This is a genomic window from Dakarella massiliensis, from assembly GCF_001182045.1.
Taxonomy (GTDB): Bacteria; Pseudomonadota; Gammaproteobacteria; order Burkholderiales; family Burkholderiaceae_F; genus Mesosutterella; species Mesosutterella massiliensis.
Genome location: NZ_CVTY01000006.1, coordinates 1 through 16,002, shown reverse-complemented (window position 1 = coordinate 16,002; position 16,002 = coordinate 1). Strand labels below are relative to the sequence as shown.

The following is a 16,002-nucleotide window of genomic DNA, read 5'->3' as shown; positions in this document are numbered from 1 at the left end:
GGTGACCGACGGCTCGACCGCGGCGTCGACGATCGCCCCGGGCGGCACGCTCACCTTCGCGGCCGGTACCAACGCCACTGTGTCTCAAGAGAATGGCACGGTGACGTATGGGATTTCGTCGACCCCGACCTTTACTTCGGTCACTTCGGAAACCTTCACGACGGGTGCCTCGACACTCACGGACTCCGGTCTCACGACGTCTGGGACGGTTGTGGCCGGAACCTCAGCCACCGGGGCGACGCTCTCGTCCACGGGACTCTCGATTTCAAGCGGCGGGTCGGTCACGAACAGCCTGACCACGTCCGGTCTCACCGCGACCTCCGCCACGATCGGCGGTGTGTCGATCGGAACGGATGGCAAGATCTCGAATCTCACGTCCGGCACCATTGAGGCTGATAACGATGAAGCGGTGACAGGCGGCGAGGTGGCGAAGTACCTTGCGGATAACTATTCGACCACTACGGGGTCGGGCTTTAAGGTGACGGCTGGCACGACCACCCTTAACAGCACGGGCGTCACGGTTGGAACTTCAGGTAACGCGCTGACGTCCTCTGGACTCACCGCGTCCGCAGCGACGATTAACGGCACGCTGTCCGCAAATCAGGTGAATGTCGGCGATATCAAGATTGGAGGAACCGGAAACACCATCTCTGGTTTCACGTCCGGCTCGATCGCGTCGAACGATACCAACGCTGTCACAGGTAAAGCAGTCGCAGACTATTTGGCTGCGAATTACTCGACCACTTCGGCTTCCGGAATCACGGTTTCAGCGGGCGGCACGTCGTCCACTGTTGCTCCGGGTGGCACGCTCACTTTTGCTGCCGGTACGAACGCCACGGTGTCTCAGGCGAACGGTACGGTGACGGTAGGCGTCTCGGATACGCCGAGCTTCAGCACGGTGACCGATTCGAGTGTCAGCGCCGATACCTTTACGGTCGGCACGACCACGGTTAACACTTCCGGCATTACGGTCGGCACTTCTGGGAACGCTCTGACGACGTCCGGACTCACCGCGTCTTCGGCCACCATTGCCGGTGACCTCACGGCCGCGACCGCGACAATCGGCGGCGTATCGATCGGGTCGGACGGCAAGATTTCGAATCTCACGTCCGGCACTATCGCGGCGGATAACAATGAGGCGGTGACAGGCGGCGCGGTCGCTGCTTACCTGAGTCAGAACTACACAACGTCCGCGAATTCCGGCTGGACCGCGACCGTGGGTGACAACACCTATAAGGTGGATCCGAACGGCACTCTCACGTACGCAGCCGGCACCAACGCGACGGTGTCGCTTGAAAACGGCACGGTGACGTACGGCATCTCGTCGACCCCGAGCTTCACGACTGTCACGGCAACGGATTCCCTCACGGTGGGGTCGGATGGCACGACCACTCAGGTGACGGGAAGCGGGGTGACCTCTGAATCCTTCTCAACCGGCTCGTCGACCTTGACGGACTCCGGTCTCACCACGACCGGAACCGTGACCGCTTCGAGCGTCAGTGCCGATACCTTCACGGCCGGCACAACGACTGTTAACAGCACGGGCATCACGGTCGGCACGTCAGGAAACGCTCTGACGTCTTCCGGCCTTACCGCGTCTTCGGCCTCCATCGCCGGTAACCTGACCGCAGCCACCGCGACAATCGGCGGCGTATCGATTGGGACGGACGGGAAGATCTCGAATCTCACCTCCGGTACCATTGCCGCGAATAACAATGAAGCGGTGACGGGCGGGGCGGTCGCCGCGTACCTTGATCAGAATTACAAGACGTCCGCCGAAACCGGCGTCCGGGCGTCGGTGAATGGTGTCGCGAACCGTGATGCCGCGCTCACCGATACGCTGAACTTTGATTCGGCGGATAACATCACGCTCACGCTGCTGGACGACGGCTCAGTGGAAGTCGCGACGGCGGAGGATGTCACCTTCAAGACTGTCGCCGCGACAGACTCCGTGACGGTCGGCTCCGGCACCGCGAAGACCACGGTCACGGGGAACTCGGTCACATCCGAATCCTTCACGACCGGAGGGTCGACGTTGACCGACTCCGGCCTCACGACGACCGGGACGGTGACAGCTTCGAGTGTCAGTGCTGACACCTTTACGGCTGGCAGCACTACGGTGAACAGTTCCGGGATTACGGTCGGCACCACCGGGAACGCCCTGACATCCTCCGGACTAACGGCTACAACCGCCGCGATTTCCGGAAACCTGACCGCCGCGACCGCGACGATCGGCGGGGTGTCGATCGGGACAGACGGGAAGATCTCGAATCTCACGTCCGGCACCATCGCGGCGGATAACAATGAAGCCGTGACAGGCGGGGCGGTGGCCTCTTACCTGAGCCAGAACTACACCACGTCCGCTAATTCCGGCTGGACCGCGACCGTCGGTTCGGACACTTACAAGGTGGATCCGAACGGCGCTCTGACCTACGCCGCGGGCACCAACGCGACGGTGTCGCTCGAAAACAGCACCGTGACGTATGGCGTGTCGTCCACCCCGAGCTTCAGCACCGTGACGGCGACCGATTCCCTCACGGTGGGGTCGGGCAATACGACGACCCAGGTGACCGGAAGCGGGGTGACCTCCGAATCCTTCTCGACCGGGGCGTCGACCCTGACGGACTCCGGCCTTACGACGACCGGAACCGTGACCGCTTCGAGCGTCAGTGCTGACACCTTTACGGCTGGGCAGACGACGGTTAACAGCTCCGGTGTCACGGTCGGAACCTCGGGGAACGCCCTGACGGCTTCGGGCCTCACCGCGACCTCCGCCGCGATCTCTGGAAACCTCACCGCTGCCACCGCGACGATCGGAAAGGTGTCGATCGGGTCGGACGGCAAAATCTCCGGGCTCACCTCCGGCGCTATCGCGTCGGGGAATGATGAGGCGGTGACCGGAGCCGCGGTGGCCGCGTATCTTGATCAGAATTACAAGACCGCGGATCAGACGGGCGTCCGTTCGACCGTGAATCACAATTCGTCCGATAACCTCATCCCGCTCTCGAGCACGCTGAATTTCGATGAGGGGACGAATGTGAGCCTCACGCTTGAGAGCGACGGGTCGGTGAAGATCGCGACATCGGACGATGTCACCTTTAAGACCGTCGCCGCGTCGGACTCCGTGACAGTGGGCACTGACACCGCGAAGACCACGATCACCGGGGACTCGGTTACGTCTGAATCCTTCACGACCGGTGACACCACAGTGTCGGATTCCGGTCTCACAACGACCGGCACGGTGACCGCATCTAGCGTCACCGCCGGCACCGCGTCGAACGGCGCGACGTTTAGCTCCACTAGGCTCTCGGTCACGGATGGCACAAACACCACCGGCGTCACGGCGGACGGCATCACGGTCGGCAGCGCGATTTCGCTTCTCGCGTCGACCGGCGCGATCACGGCGGCGAGCGGCAACTTCGGCGGCGTCTCGGTGTCGTCAGCCGGTATCGATATGGCCGGGAAACCGATCACGAACCTGCAGTCAGGCGGCATCACGTCAACGGACTCCTCAGCGGTCTCGGGTTCCGCCGTGTATGACTATCTGCAAAGCAACTACGCGACAAGCGCGAACACGGGCTACACCGTGAACGTGAGGGACGGGAGCTCCACGTCCACCTTCCGGGTCGCGAATAACGGGGCGATCAGTTACGTCGCCGGGGATAACGTCGAGCTTTCGGGAGAGAACGGCAGTGTCACGATCGGGATGAGCCTCACCCCGGTCTTCACCTCCGCGACCTTCGGGACCGCGGGTTCCGGCACCACGATCGGGTCGACCGGCGTGACGCTCTCGAACGGCGCGTTCTTTACGACCGCCGGCATCAACGCGGGCGGCTCCACGATCACGAACGCCGGCACGGGTGCCCTTGCGGCCAACAGCACGGACGTGGTGACAGGGGTCAGGTCTACTCCGCGATCCAGACGCTCGCGGATAAGATTTCCGCGGACGCCGGGGCGGCCACTGAAACCAAGGTCGCGAACTTCACGGTGGCGGATGGATCGATCACGATCATGCAGACGACGACCGATGTCCTCGGAAACACGACGTCGACGAGTTCCAAATCGATCGGCTACTCGTTCGGCAAAAACATGGCGATCACGACTGAGAACAACACCCTCACGATCGGCACCGCGAGCGAGGTGTCGTTCGACAAGGTGACGGTCGGGAACACCACGGTGACGACAGACGGCGTCTCGGTCGGGAACGGGCCGAGCCTCACATCGAACGGCGTCGACGCCGGGAACCTCAAGATCACGAACGTGAAAGCTGGGGAGATCGCCGAAGGGTCGACCGAGGCCGTGACGGGCGGTCAGCTCTGGACCACGAACCAGGCGGTGATCCAGAATTCGGACGCGATCAATCAATTGGCGAGGAACGACGCGCGGCTTAATCGCCGGATCAACGATGTGGGGGCGCAGGCCGCAGCGATCGCCTCGCTCCACCCGCTCCCCTTTGATGAGGATCACCGCGTGTCGGTGTCGATTGGCGGCGGCGCGTACCGGGGATCCGGCGCGGCAGCTGTGGGTCTCTTCGTGCGGCCGACAGAGAACTCCCTCATTTCGCTCGGCGGTGCTGTGGGGAATGATGACGTGATGGGGAACCTGAGTTTCAGCTACCGGTTCGGCGGCGATACGCTTGCTCAGAAGCCGCAGCAGATGGCGGCGAGGCTTGTGAGTCTCGATAGCGAAAACCGCGACCTTTCGGCTCAGTTAGCGGTCGCCCGCACGCGGATCACGACGCAGGATGAGAAGCTCGCGGCGCAGAAGACCGCGCTCGCGACCCAGGACGCGAAGCTCTCGAAGACTCAGGCCGAGCTCGATGAAACGAAGGCGAGGCTTGAGAAACTCGAAGCCGCGGTCCGGGCGCTCACGGCGGGAGGAAAGAAGTAACGGCCTCGCAACTGAAGATCCCCTGAAACCGGGCTTTTAGCAACGCTTAAGCACGTCAAAAAGTGCTTATCAACTGGGTCGGGAATTTTCAAAGTTGTTCAGATTACCGGGGAGGGGCGGACGTCTCTCCCCGGTTTTTACTGCGGTTCGTTCTCAAGAAAAAACGGGTTTCCGGTCAAAAAAGTGTAAAGATTTCGGCCCGAAACCCGGTGTTCCTACCTAAAAAAGTAGGTAACTAGGGAAAGTCCTATCCCATGTTTATGTAAGGAAAATACCCTAGAATACGGAAAATCCGGTGTACCCCCATGGAATACCACCCCGTATTTATGTTTTTTGCCTATGGATCCATCACTTAGAAACAACCCCAGAAAATCTGTTCAATTTCAATACTGTATCTTTTTCAACGCCGGAAGAAGGGGTGAAATTTATGTCGAACGGACCCACCTAAGGGATTAATCCTTCGATACGCCCCGTCAAATCCCTGTGAATGCATTTTTATCAATTTCATTTTTGGCATTAAGAGTGACTCGCGTTTCGTTTTTCGTATACGGAACAGCGGTCGGGAAGTTGTAAAGCGACAGGAACCTGATAGCGATCGTGAAAAATCGACGAAGATAACGACAGAAAAGTGCGTATTACGCAATCAGGGATTCGAAGAGAGCCGATATTTTTAGTCTGAAAACTTTGGATTTTTGACAGCTATTCACAAAAATTCCCGTACACCCCTTAAAACAGCTGGTTTCCGGAACATTTAAAAGTTACAAAACTCATACCTAATTTAAATTTCACTACTTTGGGCTATCCCTTCACGGTAATAGAGAAAAATACAAAACACGAGCATATTTCTTTCCTCTTTACTAAAATTAGCGGTTTCGAACTTTTGCTGAACATTTAGTAAGTGAGCTGTCTGCTTGGAGAGTGCGGCCGGCTCACGTGACAGATTGAATTTGGAGAGAAGAGAGTCTCAGATGAAAAAAATTAAGCGACTCCTTGCCACAGATATGAACCCTGCCAAAACTTCTTCGCCCGCGGGCGTCAAGGTGTACGGCGCGGCTGCAGCCGCGCAGGATTGGTGCACCGAACGCCATACCACTCGCCGCGCGAAAAAGCGCCTTCCCGGTGTCCTTAACCTCGTCCACACGGTGATCTTCGCCGCGATTTCCGCGTCCGCTCCGGCGCTCGCCTATACGATCAAGGCGGCCGGGAACGGAAATAAGTCCGCCGTGGTGTCTGACGCGGACACGCTTTCCGTGAATACCGACGGGAACCTTCAGGCGGCCGTCACGGATACCGCGGACGGTGCCTCGATCACCTTCGGACTCGCGGATACCGTGAACCTCGGGGACGAGAGTGAGCTCACCGCGACGCAGCTGAACGCGGGCTCCTCCACGTCGTATTCCTCTCTGACTGATAAAGAACTCACGCTCGCGAGCGGCGTCTCCGTCTCGAGCCAGGGCGCGTCGACCCCGATTATCGGAAGCGGCAACTTCGCGGACGTCGGAACGACGAACACCGTGATTCTCGGCACGAATAACCAGGCCGGTATCTACGGCTATGGCCCGTCGGATCTCGTCCTGATCGGCAGCGACCTCAAGTCCACCTCTAACGAATCTGTCATCATCAATCCGTCCGGCGGCACCTATTACGGAAATAATGAGCTCGTCGTGATCGGCGCTGGCGCGTCGACCACCGGGTCGAACGCGGTCGTGATCGGCCACGGCGCGTCCGGCGCGGACTATTCCGCCGTCGTGGGTTACGGGGCGTCCGCCGGTATCTCGTCACTCGCCGTCGGCTCCTTCAGCACGGCCAGTGACTCGAACGGCGCTTACTGGGCGACCGCGATCGGTATTTCGTCCCACGCGTCCGGCGCGAACTCCACGGCGATCGGTTACGGGAGCGGCGCGAACAGCGAACTCTCGACCGCGATCGGCTACGGAGCCGCTTCTTACGGGAAGAATTCGTTCTCCATGGGCGCGAACGCTCTGACGGTCGGCGAAGGCGCGATCGCGCTTGGCGCGAACTCCTACGCGAATACGGAAGCCGGCAAGATCGGTTACGACCCGTCGGGTGAAACGCACACGGGTTCCGCCTGGGTGTCGACTGACGGCGCGATGTCGATCGGAAACGCGAACACCGGTTCGACCCGTCAGATTCAGAATGTGGCGGCCGGTACCTTGGATACCGACGCCGTGAACGTCGCTCAGCTCAAGAATTCAAGCCTCACGTTTAAGGGTGACACGGGGTCGTCCGTCGTGAAGAACGGCGAAGCCGTCACGGTCCAGGGCGGAGCGGCGGCGGACGCCGCGGTGACCTCTGGCAACATCCAGGTAGCTGCGGATGAAGGTGTCCTCACGGTTTCCCTCCTTCAGAATGTGAACCTCGGAACCGCGGGCAGCCTCACGATCGGAAACGTGAAGATTTCCGGTTCCGGCATCAACGCTGGGGGCAATCAGATCACGAATCTCGGCTCCGGCGTGATCGCCGAGGGGTCGAAGACCGCGGTGTCGGGCGGCGACGTCTATGACTATTTAACGAATACCTATAAGGGAACGACGACGGATTCCAGCACCGCGGTAGCGAAGATCGCGGCCGGAAAGAACGCCGCTGTGTCGACCGCTGAAGACGGCACGGTGACAGTCGGAACGACGGATGCCGCGACCTTCACGTCCGTGTCGGCCGATCCCGATCAGGTGACCGCGGGGACTGTGACCGCGGATCAGGTGACGGTGGGAAATACCACTGTGTCTTCCACGGGTCTCACGACGACTGGCACGGTATCCGCTGGCACGGTTTCCGCCGATTCCGCGACGTTTGGCACGGTGACCGCGGGGAACACCACGGTGTCGACGTCCGGTGTCACCACCACGGGTACGGTCTCGGCCGGTACGGTGCGCGCTCCGCTCGACTGCTTCGTGAAGGCCTTTGAGGCCGCCGCGGAGAAGCTTGGGATCGACGCCTGAGTCGCTCGGTAGTCTCGCTTGAACCCCATGCCGCGGGTCGGAAGACCCGCGGCATGTGTGTTTCTGGGGGAATGAAAACGCCCACAGGTGGCATCGGGCGGTTAGACACTGGACCGACAGCAAAAGATGGCCGCGGGCAGCGCTCGTTCCTGGGGTCGAAGTGACTCTCTATATATAGGAAGAGGAGAAAGACCGGGGTCTAAAAGTCGGGCAGCGAATAGGGGAGGGCTACTTCTGGAGTGCTCGCCCGATCATCCGGCAGGCAAGGGTGACGCCAGCGAGCGTGTCGAGTCCCGAGGTGTTCCCATGCTTTTTGACTCTGAGGACTGTCGCGTAGAGCGACCGATTCGAGGGAAGTGAGAGGCACTTGAGGAGCGCGATCAGGTGACTCCCGAACCGGCCCTGAAGCGCCGCTTTCAGGTATCCGGTACTCATCAGGGTGGTGAGAGCGGGGAACCGGGGCTCGCAGCAAGAGAGGGCCGAGAGCCACGAGGCCGCGATGTCGGAGACCGATCCTTCAGCATTTTTAAAAAGTGTACAGACCGCGGCAGCGCCGACCAGCATATCGTCGCCGGACGGGGTTGAGCCCGCGCCTTTCCCGAGAAGCCCGAGGATCGAGTCGGACGTTTTGCCGCTACTCGCGAACGCCCCCCGGTGCTCCCAGGTATCCGAAAACATCGCTGTGAAGGGATCGAGCCCGCCGGAAGATGCAATAAGGAGGAGCGTGCTCCGGAGGACTCGGGACCGGGACACCAAACGCTTTGGATCCGGGGTTCCGGTGAGGTTATCCGGCAGATACAGATCAAAGGTCCGGTAGGAGAGGGTAAGCGCGTCCGGAGCGGTCCGATCCTGAGAATCGGTACGGATCCAGAGATGACTCCCGACTGGTTTCTGAAGAAGAGCCTCAAGCACCGGCTGCCGCACCGCGAAGTGCGAGGGAAAGAGCCCCTTCGCTGCCGTACTGACAAAAACGCGTTCTGAGAGTGCCGGAATCTCAATATCGAGCCCATGGCGGTAGCGCGCCGCGATCGAGGCCTCGAGGGGATCTGACCCGGCAGACACGATTCTCTCCCGCAGGCTCTTCTCAGACGCTGATACCCACATGACTCACCTCAAGAAAAAGAGAAACCTGGCACCGAAGGGACGGGAACTTCTAAAAGATAGTGTTCTTAATAACCTATCAGCAGACGCAGGGTCCATTTCTCAGAATCTCGCTTCAGAATTCCTGTCACACAGAATCCTGCGAAGCAGTGACAGAGGGGTGACCCCATGCTTCCTTCCGGACTTAAAAACAGAACTTGCGTTTTCCTCAATCAGTGAAAATCAAAACATCGATAAAAACAGCGGTTTAAGCCAGAATTAAGAAAAACGCTTCCGTCCATCACTCGCTACTATAGCGGGTCTGAAGCGCCTTCCGGAGGCTGATTCGGACTTTTAAAAATTTTCGATTAACGGCCTGAAATTCCCACAAAAAAACTGCGCTATCCCAAAAACACGTCACCGTAGAATTGATTCTGTCAAAGGAGTTTTTCATCTTCCATTTTTGGAGACCTATTATGGCCGCGATTACTGCTCCGGCACAGGAGAAACAAACCAGTTGGAAAGTCGCTGTGTTGTTTTTCTTCCTGGGCTGGATTTTCATCTACGCAGACCGAATGATTCTGAATCCGGTGCAGGTGCTGATCCGCACGGACTTCAATCTCACAAACGCCGAGGTCGGTCTGATCAGCAGTCTGTTCTTTATGACGTACACGCTCCTCCAGGTGCCGTCCGGCATCCTCGGGGATAAGCTCGGAAAAGCGAAAGTGATCGCCTTCGGTTTCGCGATCTTCGGTCTCTTCACTGGGTTTACGGGTCTCGCCGGGTCGTTTGGCACTCTGCTTCTTGCCCGTGCGATGACCGGTATCGGCCAGGGTTTTTATTACGGGCCGCAGTACGGTCTTTCCTCCGAACTCATTCCGACGAAATTCCGGACGCTCGGCAGCGCGATCATCAATAGCGGACAGGCCTTCGGTATCACGCTCGGTCTCGTGGCGTCGAGCTACATCGCGTTTGACATGAATGGCGGCTGGCGGCTTCCGTTCTACATCTTCGCGGTTCCCACGATCCTTGTGGGCCTCGGGATCCTGATCTTCGTGAAGGAACCGAAGCGCGAAGCCCAGTCCGCCTCTGCTCCCAAGGCGAAGTTCACGGATCTGCTGAAAAACCGCAACCTCCTTCTCACGTACCTACTCGTTTTCTGCAGCCTCTATGGGTTCTTCGTGATGTGCACGTGGCTCCCGGTGTACCTCGAGGAAGTCCGCGGCATCGCGCGGTCTGACACCGGTTTCGTCTCGTCGCTGGTTGCCTGGACCTCGATCCCCGCGGCGCTGCTTTATGGCTACATCTCGGACAAGATCGGGAAGCGCCGTCCGGTGGTGCTCTGCCTTCTGCCGCTCGCGGCCTGCAGCATCCTTCTGATGCTTCTCACGAACAGCCACGCGTTCATGATCACGGCGCTCGTCTGATACGGGTTCTTCGGAAAGCTTGCGACGGACCCCTTGACGATCGCCCTCGTCGCCGATAACACGCCGCGGAACCAGCTTTCCACCGCGTTCGGGATCTTTAACTTCGTCGGGATGTCGTCCGCCATCATCGCGCCGTACGCGACGGGGCTGCTCCGCGATATCACGGGTTCCTGGAACAGCGGCTTCTATGTCGCGGTCGGGCTCCTGATTCTCGGTATCGTCGCCGTTCTCTGCATCAAAAAGAAGAAGCAGATCTGACGCTCATCCGCTCTTAATTTCAAATAACTTTGCTTAGCCCGGCGGGACTCCCCCGCCGGGTCTCAGACAGGCTTTGAAAAGAAGAATGTAGAAACCAAACACACCGCTTTTTCTTCCGATCTTTTTAGGAGGAAATCCAAATGTCGCAAGGCAAATCGGGAACCGGGAACTGGCTCACCACCTCGCTCCTCTTCTTCCTCGGTTGGGTCTTTATGTACGCGGACCGCACGATTCTCAGCCCCGTGCAGGGCGTAATCCGGGAAGAATTCCTGCTCTCCAACGCGGAAGTCGGCCTCATCACCTCCGTCTTCTTCATCATGTACACCGCGGTCCAGATCCCGTCCGGGCTCCTCGGGGACCGCTTCGGCCGCACGAAGATCATTCTCTTTGGCTTCATGGTGTTTGGAGCCGCGACCGCGCTCACGCACTTCGCGTCGTCCTTTCTCATGCTGATCCTGATCCGCATTCTCGCGGGGTTCGGTGAAGGCTTCTACTACGGTCCCGAGTACGCGATTTCAAGCGACTCCACGCCTCCGAAATACCGGGCGCTCGGCTATGCGATTATCAATAACGGCCAGGCGGTCGGGATTACGCTCGTGCTCATTGGTTCCAGCTACATCTCTTTTGGTCTTGATCTCGGCTGGCGCGTGACCTTCATGGCGTACGCGATCCCCACCTTTATCGTCGGCATTCTGATTTATATGTTCGTCAAGACCGGGACGCACGCGAAGAAGGTGGAGCACGCGAAGACAAAGGCCGGGTCTGTGGCGAGTATCGGGGAGATTCTCGGGAACCGGCAGCTTGCGACAATCTTTTTTATCGCGTTCTGTAATGTCTACGGATTCTTCGTCATGGTGACCTGGCTCCCGCTTTACCTTGCGGATGTGCGGCATATTCCGCTCTCCGAAACCGGAATGATCGCGTCACTCGTCGCGTGGACGAGTGTGCCGGCCGCGCTCCTCATCGGCAGGCTCTCAGACAAAATCGGAAAGCGGAAGCCCTTCCTCCTCATTCTCATCCCCGTCGCGATCGCGTCGATTGTGTCGCTCGTGCTCGTCCAGGAATGGGATCTCCTGATCGCGGCGCTTGTCGCCTACGGGCTCTTCGGGAAACTCGCCTGCGACCCGATTATTCTGACCCTCATTTCAGACGCCGCCCCGAAGGACAAATTGTCGTCGGTCTACGGGATCTATAATTGCATCGCGATGCTTGGGGCGATTCTCTCGCCCTACATCACCGGGTGGCTGCGAGACAGCACGAACACATGGAACAGCGGCTTCTACTTTGCGGCTGGCATGCTTGCCGTTGGATGGCTTGCCGCCTGGACCCTCAGAAAGGAAAACCCGGTTCCGGCGTAAAGCGTTTTACTAGAACCCGGAAACACCAAGGGCCGCGGGGGAATGTCTCCGGCGGCCCTTGGTATAGCAAAAGAGGAGGGGACTCAGCGGTCCGCCTCCTTTTTGAGCGGTCAGTTCTGCGCGTGTGAATTCAGATGTACCGGAGCCGCAACCGTCTGGGTGCGGGTGGTCGATGCGACCTGCGGGGTGTCGGCCTTCAGCGACGCGCGGATCGACGCCCGGGCGCTCTTCGAGACCGGGACGTAGCGGGTGGGTTTGAGTCCGAGCGCGGTTTCCATCATCGCGACTTCGTTCTGCGGCATCTGGAAGTTCGAGGCCTTGACGCGGGCGGCGGCGCGGCGCACAAACCAGGCGGCGGTCGACTGCGGCGCGGTTCTCATGAACGACTGATAGGACGCGAGGTACTGGCTTCTCAGCGTCGGATTCTGCTGCATCCGGGGATCGTGCAGATAGAAGTGCAGAAGCGAGAAATACACCGACTGCACCTGGAACGCGTACGGGAAGTCCGGGTACGCCTTTACGAATGAATCGCAGTTCGCGATCACGTGCGAGAGCTCCGCGGGCGACGGAATATTGCGGTTTTTGTTATCTGCGCTCACGCGCCCATTTCCAAGCGCCATGACGTCAAAGTACTGCTTCCACATCGGCGGGAGATTCGGGAGCTTCGCGAAGAACGAGTAGAGCGGCGTCACCTCAAACTTAGAGCCTGAGATCGAATACGTCCCCCAGTCGAGGAGATTCTCATGCAGCTCATGCTCGATATCGCCGAATTCCGGTTTTCCGACGAGGTCCGTGACTTTAAACTGCGACGCATCACGGCTATTAAACGCCACGAGGTTATTGAGGTACATCTTGTAGAACTCAGGGAAAGGCTTCTTCGCGGCGTAGAGCGAGGCGTTCGCCTTCGCGAGGCTGATCACGCTGTCATGAAACGCTTTCAGCTTCGCGTCCGTCGGGGTCGCGATCGGCTTTGCCGTAAAGGGGTTCCAGAAGGTATTCAGAGTGCCGCCTGCGGCGAGTGAGTTCGCCGCGGCAGACGCTACCGCGGATGACGCCGGGTCCGCGGGGTGCAGCGTATTCTGACCCCAGTTGATGATTTTCCCAAGGGCATCGCCGATGGGATTGGCTGAGGCAGAAAGCGACGCGAAGCACGTAAGCAGTACGGCGATTTTTATAGTTTTTGTATGCATGGGGAAATCAATGAAGAGTCGCTTTTTAGACCGATTTATTTTAAGTCGAAACCCCGATTTTTCCGGCAGATTCTGTCATCAATCTGTAATCATTTGATTTATCTCTAAATCTTGACCTGCGAATGATTATCAGATCACGGGAATTGAAGCGCTTTCGGTTATGTGTTTGTCTGCCGGAGGATGAGAAAACCGGCTTCAGAGCGACCGGGAACTGCCCCCAGAAGGAGGGAGAATCGAGAGAAAAATCCGATTTCGGAGCCGCGGATCCAGAGACTCGAACGACACTTGCGCCGAATGACGCGAAGCGGTCTTATTCGTTTTTCTGTTTTATAAAATCGTTTAAAAACAGGTAAATAATGATCTCTTTTTAAAGTATCGGATAAAAATCAGATGCGGGACCAGACCCATCCGGGAAGGATGCTGTCCTTCTGCCAGACCCGATCCTTTAAAGGCAGTGTCTTCAACGCCAGGACTCAGTTTCAAGACCCCTGTTTCTTCGGCGGTGAACCTTTGTCGCTAAGTAAAGGCGAGGGCCCGCTTTCTTCTCCATTCTTCTCTGCCGACTTTGTCCTATCCAAAGAGTGCCTCAATATCCTCCAAAACTCCCTCTTCAAGCCGATATTACTAAATAGAATATCGTATGTAGAATAGCGTTACGCCGAAGCGGAAACGGGATTCATAAGAACCGATTTTTTCCTTCCCTTCGGTACTGACCACAACGCTTCTGGAGAGAAAGAATATGAAGAAAACCGCCATCTTTGCCGTGCTCTGCGGCGCTGCTTTCGCGATGTCAGGCACGGCCTTCGCCGCTCCGTCGGTGCTAGGGGTAACGACGGGGGCGGGCTATATCCCGATGGTGAAGGCCGTGAATGAAGTCTGCAAAGCGCCGGATGTGAAGATCGAAGGGCATTTCGGCGGAAATATCGGTCAGGAACTCGCCCAGATCGAGGCGGGGAATGACGTGTCGGTCGTGGTGTCAGACGCGTCGACCCTGAAGAAGATCAAGTCGAACGTCACCTACACGAAGACTGTGACGCTTGGCGACACCCCGATGATGATGGTGTGGAAGAAGGGCCTGAATATCAAGAGCCCGGCCGATCTCACGAACGCCTCCGTCACCCGTATCGCCGCTCCGGATCCGAAGGCCGCGATTTACGGCCGCACCGCGACCCAGTGGCTCTCGGGTCAGAAGCCTGAAGTGAAGAAGGCGCTTGAAGCGAAGTGGCTCACGGTTGGAAACGTCCCGCAGGCGATTTCGTATGTCGTCCGGGGTGAGGCGGATGTCGCCTTTGTGAACGTGGTTGCCGCGAAGAAGAATCACGAGAAGCTTGGCGGCATGATGCCGGTGAAGACGGGGTACGAACCGATCACGATGACGGCCTCGATCGTGAAGGGCGCTCCGAACGAAAAGGCCGCGGAACAGTATCTCAGCTGCCTCACGACCCCGAAGGCAAAGCAGGTGCTTCAGAAGTTCGGCGTGGGCGACGCGAAGTAAGAGCGAGTCTCGTTATAGACAGGGGGGACTGGGCGGAACCTTGAACGGCTCCGCCCGGTTCTGATAGCTTTATCAACAGAAGAGGAAATTTCTGATGGTCTACTTTCCGGATTCTTATTTGGATGACCTGATCCGTGAGGACGCGCCTTACGGTGATGAAACCTCCGCGCTGCTAGGAATTGAGGATCAGCCGAGCATGGTGGTCGGGGCTCCGAAGGTGACAGGCGTGGTGTCCGGTGTCTCCGTTGCCGCGAAACTCTGCCGCCGGGTGGGACTCAAAGCGACGGAACACGTGAAGGATGGCGCTCGGGTCGAAGCCGGGACGCCCGTTCTGACGCTTGAAGGCACCGCGTCGCAGCTTCACCTGGTTTATAAGACCGCGCAGCGGCTCATGGAAACGTACTCCGGGATCGCCGGGCGGACGCGTCAGATGGTGGACGCGGCGCAATCCGTGAACCCGAACTGCCAGGTGGCCCTCACGCGGAAACACTTCCCTGGCGCGAAGCTCCTCTCGCTCTACGCGATTCTCTCGGGCGGCGGTGTCTTCCACCGCGCGGGGCTCTCGGAATCCATTCTCGTTTTTGATCAGCATCGGGTGTTTTTACCCGCCCCCTTTAAGGCGGTGCACGACGCGAAGCTCAAATCCCCCGAACGCCGCGTCACGGTTGAAGTGGCGACGGGAGAAGAGGGGCTCGCGTACTTTGAAGCCGGGGCGGATGTGATCCAGTGCGAGAAGTTTTCGACTGAGGCTTTGAAAGCCTTTGTGGACGCGGTGCGTGTTAAGTACCCGGCCGGGAAGATTCTCGCGGCCGGCGGCATCAATGGCTCGAACGCCGCAGATTTTGCCGCGACCGGCGTGGACGCGATTGTGACCACGTGGCCCTACTTCGCGCAGCCCTTTGATATCAAGATGCGCTTCAAGGCCCTTTGATTTTCAGATGATGAATCGGATCCTTGGTGGGGATGGAGCCCCCGCGGGTGGTGAGAAAAGCCCGCGGGGGCTCACTTGCGTGATGGACCTCCGCTGCGTGAGGGGAACGAGTGACTTTCACTTCGTCCTCAATATGCCGCTTTCAGGCGTCACCGCCGTGATGGGGGAGAGCGGCGCGGGAAAAACGACGTTCGCGCAGCTGATCGCGGGACTCATCCGGCCGACGGGAGGGTTCCTGCGGCTCGGAACGCAGCCGATCGTGGATACGCACAGGCGCTTTGTCCTCCCGCCGCACCGACGCGGCGTCTCCATGGTGTTCCAGGATCACCGGCTTTTCCCGCACCTCACGGTCCGCGGGCACCTGACGCTCGCCGCAAAGCGGGGCCGCCGGCAGGCGCGCGTGGCGCTGGACC

General features: G+C 58.9%; 10 protein-coding genes and 1 pseudogene. 9 read left to right on the top strand and 2 right to left on the bottom strand.

Going from position 1 to position 16,002, the window contains the following annotated elements; genetic code table 11:
- The first annotated feature begins 1 nt into the window (after position 1).
- The 3 genes from BN1936_RS11655 to BN1936_RS04025 all read left to right on the top strand — a co-directional run bounded on the left by BN1936_RS11655 (position 2) and on the right by BN1936_RS04025 (position 7,850).
- Positions 2 to 4,159, top strand: a complete 4,158-nt coding sequence (locus tag BN1936_RS11655) for a hypothetical protein (protein ID WP_049686716.1) — start codon at positions 2 to 4, stop codon at positions 4,157 to 4,159.
- Entirely contained in the window at positions 4,090 to 4,890 is an 801-nt protein-coding gene (locus BN1936_RS04030; protein WP_049686715.1) for a YadA C-terminal domain-containing protein, read from the top strand. Before BN1936_RS11655 ends, BN1936_RS04030 begins: the two co-directional genes overlap by 70 nt.
- A 968-nt stretch (positions 4,891 to 5,858) precedes the next feature.
- Positions 5,859 to 7,850 (top strand): hypothetical protein, encoded by a 1,992-nt coding sequence (locus BN1936_RS04025; protein ID WP_049686714.1) that lies wholly within the window; start codon positions 5,859 to 5,861, stop codon positions 7,848 to 7,850.
- A gap of 228 nt (positions 7,851 to 8,078) precedes the next feature.
- On the opposite strand, the gene BN1936_RS04020 is transcribed toward BN1936_RS04025, so the two are convergent.
- Positions 8,079 to 8,954, bottom strand: a complete 876-nt coding sequence (locus tag BN1936_RS04020; protein WP_049686713.1) for a DUF2877 domain-containing protein — start codon at positions 8,952 to 8,954, stop codon at positions 8,079 to 8,081.
- Positions 8,955 to 9,406: 452 nt separating this feature from the next.
- Between BN1936_RS04020 and BN1936_RS04015 the strand changes: the two genes are divergently transcribed.
- From BN1936_RS04015 to BN1936_RS04010, 3 genes and pseudogenes are all read left to right on the top strand, one after another.
- Entirely contained in the window at positions 9,407 to 10,357 is a 951-nt protein-coding gene (locus BN1936_RS04015) for an MFS transporter (protein WP_022444077.1), read from the top strand.
- A gap of 21 nt (positions 10,358 to 10,378) precedes the next feature.
- A pseudogene (locus BN1936_RS11555) lies at positions 10,379 to 10,615 on the top strand (MFS transporter); the annotation flags it as partial.
- Between the two features lie 140 nt (positions 10,616 to 10,755).
- Positions 10,756 to 11,973 carry an MFS transporter gene (locus tag BN1936_RS04010; RefSeq protein ID WP_049686712.1) on the top strand — a complete coding sequence of 406 codons (1,218 nt, stop codon included), beginning with the start codon at positions 10,756 to 10,758 and terminating at the stop codon, positions 11,971 to 11,973.
- Between the two features lie 110 nt (positions 11,974 to 12,083).
- Here the strand turns inward: BN1936_RS04010 and BN1936_RS04005 are convergent, their stop codons facing one another.
- On the bottom strand, positions 12,084 to 13,163 hold the full coding sequence (locus BN1936_RS04005) for a hypothetical protein (RefSeq protein WP_022444080.1): 1,080 nt from the start codon (positions 13,161 to 13,163) through the stop codon (positions 12,084 to 12,086).
- Between the two features lie 739 nt (positions 13,164 to 13,902).
- Here BN1936_RS04005 and modA point away from each other — a divergent pair.
- The 3 genes from modA to BN1936_RS03990 form a co-directional block, all read left to right on the top strand.
- Entirely contained in the window at positions 13,903 to 14,658 is a 756-nt protein-coding gene (gene modA / locus BN1936_RS04000; RefSeq protein WP_049686711.1) for a molybdate ABC transporter substrate-binding protein, read from the top strand.
- 94 nt (positions 14,659 to 14,752) lie between these two features.
- Positions 14,753 to 15,589 (top strand): ModD protein, encoded by an 837-nt coding sequence (gene modD, locus BN1936_RS03995; RefSeq protein WP_049686710.1) that lies wholly within the window; start codon positions 14,753 to 14,755, stop codon positions 15,587 to 15,589.
- A 7-nt stretch (positions 15,590 to 15,596) separates the two neighbouring features.
- Positions 15,597 to 16,002: ATP-binding cassette domain-containing protein (locus BN1936_RS03990; protein ID WP_148521174.1), on the top strand; the 406-nt coding region annotated here is incomplete at its 3' end.

Coding starts and splice junctions, on each gene's coding strand:
- BN1936_RS04015 (WP_022444077.1), top strand. CDS start 9,407: ATGGCCGCGATTACTGCTCCGGCACAGGAGAAACAAACCAGTTGGAAA.
- BN1936_RS04030 (WP_049686715.1), top strand. CDS start 4,090: ATGGCGATCACGACTGAGAACAACACCCTCACGATCGGCACCGCGAGC.
- BN1936_RS04005 (WP_022444080.1), bottom strand. CDS start 13,163: ATGCATACAAAAACTATAAAAATCGCCGTACTGCTTACGTGCTTCGCG.
- modD (WP_049686710.1), top strand. CDS start 14,753: ATGGTCTACTTTCCGGATTCTTATTTGGATGACCTGATCCGTGAGGAC.
- modA (WP_049686711.1), top strand. CDS start 13,903: ATGAAGAAAACCGCCATCTTTGCCGTGCTCTGCGGCGCTGCTTTCGCG.
- BN1936_RS04025 (WP_049686714.1), top strand. CDS start 5,859: ATGAAAAAAATTAAGCGACTCCTTGCCACAGATATGAACCCTGCCAAA.
- BN1936_RS04020 (WP_049686713.1), bottom strand. CDS start 8,954: ATGTGGGTATCAGCGTCTGAGAAGAGCCTGCGGGAGAGAATCGTGTCT.
- BN1936_RS04010 (WP_049686712.1), top strand. CDS start 10,756: ATGTCGCAAGGCAAATCGGGAACCGGGAACTGGCTCACCACCTCGCTC.